General features: G+C 68.1%; 1 protein-coding gene. It reads left to right on the top strand.

Annotation, left to right across the window (positions count from 1 at the left end; all coding sequences use genetic code 11):
- Positions 1-46: 46 nt before the first annotated feature.
- Positions 47-486: lytic polysaccharide monooxygenase (locus tag UK23_RS47955; RefSeq protein WP_045318548.1), on the top strand; the 440-nt coding region annotated here is incomplete at its 3' end.

The following is a 486-nucleotide window of genomic DNA, read 5'->3' as shown; positions in this document are numbered from 1 at the left end:
CCGCATTCTCCCTGCACACCGAACTCTTCGGGTGAGGAGCGCCGAGATGAGAAAACGCATCGCACTCCTGGCCGTCGCGGCGGTGACCGTGGCCGGCGCGGTTCTCGTGCAGACAGGTGGCACGGCGCTCGCACACGGTTCGATGGTGTGGCCCGCGAGTCGCACCTACGCCTGCTACGAGGACGGCAGGGCCGGCAGCGGTGGCGGCGACCTGAAACCCACCAACCCCGCGTGCATCGACGCGGTCGCCCTCGGTGGCAAGCAACCGCTGTGGGACTGGTACGGCAACCTGATCAGCAACGCCGCCGGACGGCACCGGGAGATCATCTCCGACGGCCAGCTGTGCGGCCCGACCACGAAGTACGACGCCTACAACCAGGCGCGGGCCGACTGGCCGGTGACGAAGGTGACGGCGAACGCCTCGGTCACCTTGCGCTACAACGCATGGGCGCCACATCCCGGTACCTGGGAGCAGTACGTCACCAA

Origin of the sequence: Lentzea aerocolonigenes (genome assembly GCF_000955955.1) — a bacterium.
Lineage (GTDB): Bacteria > Actinomycetota > Actinomycetes > Mycobacteriales > Pseudonocardiaceae > Lentzea > Lentzea aerocolonigenes_A.
This window is presented reverse-complemented; position numbering and strand designations above follow the sequence as displayed.